Genomic DNA, 6012 nt, shown 5'->3' with positions numbered 1-6012 from the left:
GATGATCGCAGAATCCGACAACCTCATCATCGTTCCCCGCCGGCATTTCGGCCGGATCATCGGCGCGGCGATCGTCTGCCTTGCGCTGGCCGCGATCGTGCGCGCCTTCGCGGTCGGACAGATCGAGTGGAACTACGTTGCCGAGTTCCTCACCGTCGACGCCATCCTGCATGGCCTCGTCAACACGATCGTCATGGCGATCCTGGCGATGCTGCTCGGCATCACGCTCGGCGTGGTCTTCGCGGTGATGCGGCTTTCCGCCAATCCCGTGCTGTCGAAGACGGCCGTGGGCTACATCTGGTTCTTCCGGGCCGTGCCGGCGCTCCTGCAATTGCTGCTGTGGTTCAACCTCGCGCTGGTCTTCCCGACGATCGGCATACCCGGCCTGTTCGCGTTCAAGACCGTCGATGTGATGACGCCCTTCGTCGCGGCGCTGCTCGGCCTCGGCATCCAGCAGGGCGCCTTCACCGCCGAGGTCGTGCGCGCCGGGCTGCTCTCCGTCGACAACGGCCAGTACGAGGCGGCGCAGACGCTCGGAATGACGCGCCTCAAGCTGCTGCGGCGGATCATCATGCCCCAGGCGATGCGCGTGATCGTGCCGCCCATCGGCAACGAGTTCATCGGCATGGTGAAGCTCACCTCGCTCGCGAGCGTGATCCAGTTCGCCGAGATCCTGCACAGCGCGCAGAACATCTACTACGCCAATTCGCGGGTCATCGAACTGCTGATCGTGGCGGCGATCTGGTACGTGATCGTCGTCACCATCCTCAGCCTGATCCAGGGGCGGATCGAGGCCTATTACGCCCGCGGCGTCGCCGCGCCGGCGCAACGCTGAGGAGAGGGGCCATGAACGACACCCTCCCAAGGATCCGGACGACCGATCCCGACCACCTTGCGGCCGGTGCCCCGCTCGTCATCGCACAGAAGGTCGAGAAGCATTTCGGCACGCTCAAGGTGCTCAAGGGCATCGATCTCGCCATTCCGAAGGGCGAGGTGCTCTGCATCATCGGCCCCTCGGGCTCGGGCAAGAGCACCTTCCTGCGCTGCATCAACCAACTCGAGCGCATCGATGGCGGCGCGCTCTGGGTCTCGGGCGAGCGCGTCGGCTATCATCGCGAGGGCAACAAGCTCTACGAACTCGACGACAAGGCCATCGCCCGCCAGCGCCGCTCGATCGGCATGGTGTTCCAGCGCTTCAACCTGTTCCCGCATCTGACGGCCCTGCAGAACATCATCGAAGGACCGGTGCAGGTGCTCGGCGAGCCTGCCGGCGAGGCCACGGCGCGGGCGCTCGCGCTTCTCGAACGGGTGGGGCTCGCGGACAAGCGCGACGCCTATCCCTCCCAGCTCTCGGGCGGCCAGCAGCAGCGCGTCGCCATCGCCCGCTCGCTCGCCATGCGCCCCGAACTCCTGCTCTTCGACGAGCCGACCTCGGCTCTCGACCCCGAACTGGTTTCCGAGGTGCTGCGCGTGATGCGAGACCTCGCCGACACCGGCATGACCATGATCTGCGTCACCCATGAACTCGGCTTCGCGCGCGATGTCGGCCACCGGGTCGCCTTCATGGACCAGGGCCAGGTCGTCGAGATCGGCGATCCGCGCGCCGTACTGGTCGATCCCACGGAGGCGCGCACCCGCGCCTTCATCAAGGCCGTCCGTCACTAACGAAAACGGGGAAGAGCATGTCGAAATCCATCCTGTTCGGCCTGTCGGCCATCGCGCTCTGTGCTGCGGCTGGCCTGGCCCAGGCCCAGGGCCTGCCGGCTCGCATCCTGGAGAAGAAGACGCTTTCCGTCGCCAACGTGCCGAACTACCCGCCCTTGGAGTTCAAGGATCCCAAGACCGGCACGCTGACCGGCCTCGACATCGACCTCGGCAATGCGCTGGCCCGGAAGCTCGGCATCGCCATCAAGTGGGAGGAGATCAGCTTCGAGGGCATGATCCCGGCGCTGACCACCGGCCGCGTCGACATGATCCTGTCCGGCATGAGCGATCTGCCCGGAAGGCGCGAGAGCCTCGATTTCGTCGATTATCTCGCCTCGGGCGCGCAGTTCTACACCAATGCCGACCGCAAGGACGAGTTCAGGGACCTCGCCGCCCTCTGCGGCAAGAAGGTCGGGGCCAGCCGCCGCACATCCTTCCCGAAGGAGATGGAGGGCTGGAGCAAGGAGAACTGCGAGGCCAAGGGCAAGCCGGCGCTCCAGATCGTCGGCACGGAGGGCTCCGCCGATGCGCGCACGCAGCTGAGGCAGAAGCGCCTCGACGCCGCCGTGCAGGGCAGCGAGACCTTGCCTTACCTGATGAACCAGGAACCCGGCAGCTACGCGGTCCTCGGGACACCGTTCACCACGGTTTATCAGGGCCTGGCCTTCGCCAGGAAGGACACCGAGCTGAGGGACGCGGTCGCCAAGGCCTTCACCGAGATGCTGGCCGACGGCACCTACGCTGCCGTGCTGAAGAAGTGGGAACTGGGCGAGGCCAAGGTCGACAGGCTGATGATCAACGGCGAAGCCAGGAACTGAACCCAACTCGCTGAAGTAAAACACAAATCGTTCTCCCGGCGGCCTTTGCCATCCGTCGGGGCCTCTCGCGAAAGATGTCTTCGATGCTCACAGATTTCCCCCATCGTGCCGCCAATCCCGCTGACCCCGCGCCAGACTATCCCTGGCCGAAGGGCTATCGATGCGCGGTGTTCCCCGCTTTCGACGTCGATGCAGAGACGGCGTGGCTGCAATACGACGCCAAGAACACCGACCGGCTGGTGACGCTCTCCTTCGGCGGCTACGAGGAGCGGGTCGGGGTTCCGAAGATCCTCGACTATCTCCGCTCGGTCGAGATCAAGGCGACCTTCTTCATCCCCGGTTGGGTCGTCGAGGTCCATCCGGCGATGTGCGAGGCGATCGTCAGGGATGGCCACGAGGTCGGCCATCACGGCTATTCGCACAAGCGGCCGGAGCCGGGCGACTTCGCCGCCGACAAGGAAGAGATCGACAAGACGCTCGATATCTTCAAGCGCATCCTCGGCGTGACGCCGGTCGGCTATCGTGCGCCCTCGGGCGAGAATTACGACGAACTGCTCGGCTATCTCCGCGACAAGGGCATCGTCTATTCTTCATCCTTCCGCGACGACATCCGCCCCTATCGCCACAAGCTGCGCGACGGCTCGAGGGGGCCGGTCGAGCTGCCCGTCAACATGTCCTTCGACGACTGGCTCTATGGGCTGTCGCAGCGCTTCAGCCCGCGCCCGATGTTCCCGAAGGAGCATGTGCTCTCGATCTGGAACGACGAACTCGACCAGACGCGCGAGTGGGGCGGCCTCGTCTCGATGGTGATGCATCCGCAGGTCTCGGGCCGCCCGATGCGGATCGGCATCATGCGCGATTTCCTCGCCCGCGCCCGCGGTTATGGCGACGTCTGGATCGCGACCGGCAAGGAGATCGCCGAGCATTTCCTCGCGCAGGAGAAAAAGGCTGGCTGACGCCACCTTCCAGCCTTCAGCCCTCATCCTGAGGAGCGGACGTCAGTCCGCGTCTCGAAGGATGTTCCAGCAGGTTCAGGCAGCATCTGGAGCATCCTCCGAGACGGCCGTTCCGGCCTCCCCAGGATGAAGGCTAGCCCCGTCGAACGCCGCTGTACGAGACCGCGCCATGACCACCCGCATCCGCAACGCCGACATCGTCATCGCCTATGATCCGGCGGTGGACGACCATGTCTATCGCCGCAATCTCGATGTCGTCTTCGATACCGCCGGCATCCTGCATCTCGGCGAGGGCTATGCCGGCGAGGTCACGCGCGAGATCGACGGCAAGGGCTTCATGGTCATGCCCGGCCTGGTCGACATCCACTCGCACCCGTCGAGCGAGCCCGGCAACAAGGGCATGACCGACGAGGTCGGCTCACCGAAGCTCTACAATTCCTCGCTCTACGAATTCCTCTGGCTGTTCCGCGCCGATGCGGAGGGCATTCCGCACCTCAACCATGTCGCCTGGTCGGAGCTGCTGATGTCCGGCGTCACCACGTTGGTCGATCTCTCCTTCGCGAGCGAGGGCTGGCTCGACCGTGCGGCCGCGAGCGGGCTGCGCATGGTGATGGCGCCGATGTACCGCAACGGACGCTGGTTCACGCGCAACGGCTATACGGTCGACTACGAACTCGACGACGCGGCCGGCCGCAAGGCGATGGAAGAGGCGTTTGCGATCATGGACGCCGCCCTGGCCCATGAATCCGGCCGGCTCTCCGGGCTAGCCTGCCCGGCCCAGATCGACACCTGCACCGAGGAGCTCTTCCGCGCCTCGATCGCGGCTGCAGCCGAGCGCAATATCCCGATCCAGACCCATGCCGGCCAGTCGATCAGCGAGTTCCACGAGATGGTCCGCCGCAGCGGGCTCTCGCCGGTCCAGTGGCTGGACAGCGTCGGCTTTCTGCGGCCGAGCGCCTCGATAGCCCATGCCATCTTCCTCGACGACCATCCCTGGGTGCGCTGGCCGACCCGCACCGACCTCGCGCGTCTCGCCGAGAGCGGCACCTCGGTGGCGCATTGCCCGACCGTCTTCGGCCGCCGCGGCTTCACGCTGCGCGACCTCGGCCGCTATCTCGAGGCGGGCGTCAATATCGGCATCGGCACCGACACCTTCCCCCACAATATGCTGGAGGAACTGCGCCATGCCGGCGTCTATGCGCGTATCAGCGGGGAGAGCCATGCCGTCGTAACGACGGGGCAGGTCTTCCGCGCCGCGACGCTGGGCGGCGCCAGGCTGCTCGGGCGCGACGACATCGGCCGGTTGGCGAAAGGGGCTCAGGCGGACCTCGTCATGGTCGATCTGACACATCCGATGATGCGTCCGACGCGCGATCCGCTGAAGAGCCTGATCAACGCCGCCGCCGACCGGGCGGTCTCTCATGTCTTCGTACAGGGCAGGCAGGTGGTCGCCGACGGAAGGGTTCTCACCATGGACTACCAGGCTGCATCCGACGGGTTGGAGCAGGCACAGCGGCGTGCGCTTGCCAAGGCTGCCTCGCTCGACTGGGCCGGGCGCTCCGTGGACGAACTCTCGCCGCCAAGCCTGCGCTGGGCCTGAGACCGCGCGGGCAGGGGGGTGGCCTATGATTTCCCAGCCGAATAGGATGCCGCGATGCTATTCGGAGAGCGCATATGAACCTCCGCCAGATCGAGCTCCTCCGTGCCGTGGTTCGCTGCGAGACCACGGTCCGCGCCGCTCAGGAACTGGGGCTGTCGCAGCCGGCGGTCAGCAACGCGATCAAGCATCTCGAAAGCCAGATCGGCTTCCCGCTGTTCGAGCGCGTCAACAACCGGCTCTTTCCGACCGCCGAGGCCCGCTCGCTCTACAAGGATTCCGAACCGATCTTCGCCCTGCATGCCGCCTTCGAGGCCAAGGTGCAGGACATCAAGGAGAACCGGGCGGGCCATATCCGCATCATTGCGACGCCGCCTCTGGGCTACGGCGTGCTGCCAACGGCTCTCCGCAACTATCTGGCGAAGCGCCCGAAAGTCCGGGTCTCCTTTGACGTCCGGCGCTTCGAACATGTCGTCGAGAGCGTCGAGAACGGGACCGCGGAACTGGGCTTCGTCATGGGCCTGGACGATGATCGCGGGCTGGCCGGCGAGACCTTCTTCACCGGAGACATGGTCTGCGTCATGCGTCCGGACCACCCTCTCGCCGAGAAGCAGGTCATCTCGCCGGAGGATCTGCGCGACGTCCCCTACATCGCGCTCGAGCAGGGCACGCGCATGGGCACGATCGTCCGCAACGCCTTTGCCCAGGCCGGGGCACCGTTCAGGTTCTCCGTCGAGGTCCGCTATTGCAATACGGCATGCGTCCTGGCGGAAAGCGGCGTCGGCGTCGCTGTGGTCGACCCGCTGTCTCCCGTCTTCAGCGGACACTACGACCTCGCCATCCGGCGCTTCGCGCCCGCATCCGAGGTTCGGGCGTCGGCGGTGCGCTCCCGCAAGCGGCCGATCTCGCGCGCTGCGGAAGCCTTTCTGCGGGAGGT

The 6012-nt window shown here is 65.9% G+C and carries 6 protein-coding genes; all 6 read left to right on the top strand.

Annotation, left to right across the window (positions count from 1 at the left end):
* Position 1 precedes the first annotated feature (1 nt).
* Entirely contained in the window at positions 2-835 is an 834-nt protein-coding gene (locus tag ACIPIA_RS08895) for an amino acid ABC transporter permease (protein ID WP_400508665.1), read from the top strand.
* Between the two features lie 11 nt (positions 836-846).
* Complete coding sequence (locus tag ACIPIA_RS08890) at positions 847-1665, top strand: amino acid ABC transporter ATP-binding protein (RefSeq protein ID WP_400508663.1); 819 nt, start codon at positions 847-849, stop codon at positions 1663-1665.
* 17 nt (positions 1666-1682) lie between these two features.
* A complete protein-coding gene (locus ACIPIA_RS08885; protein WP_400508661.1) occupies positions 1683-2522 on the top strand; it encodes an ABC transporter substrate-binding protein in 840 nt (279 codons plus the stop codon).
* Positions 2523-2605: 83 nt separating this feature from the next.
* Positions 2606-3478 carry a polysaccharide deacetylase family protein gene (locus ACIPIA_RS08880; protein ID WP_400508659.1) on the top strand — a complete coding sequence of 291 codons (873 nt, stop codon included), beginning with the start codon at positions 2606-2608 and terminating at the stop codon, positions 3476-3478.
* A 169-nt stretch (positions 3479-3647) separates the two neighbouring features.
* Complete coding sequence (locus tag ACIPIA_RS08875) at positions 3648-5078, top strand: amidohydrolase family protein (RefSeq protein WP_400508657.1); 1431 nt, start codon at positions 3648-3650, stop codon at positions 5076-5078.
* Positions 5079-5152: 74 nt separating this feature from the next.
* Positions 5153-6012: LysR family transcriptional regulator (locus ACIPIA_RS08870; RefSeq protein ID WP_400508655.1), on the top strand; the 860-nt coding region annotated here is incomplete at its 3' end.

The organism is Allobosea sp. CER48, assembly GCF_044752385.1.
In the GTDB taxonomy this organism is placed as follows: Bacteria; Pseudomonadota; Alphaproteobacteria; order Rhizobiales; family Beijerinckiaceae; genus Allobosea.
This window is presented reverse-complemented; position numbering and strand designations above follow the sequence as displayed.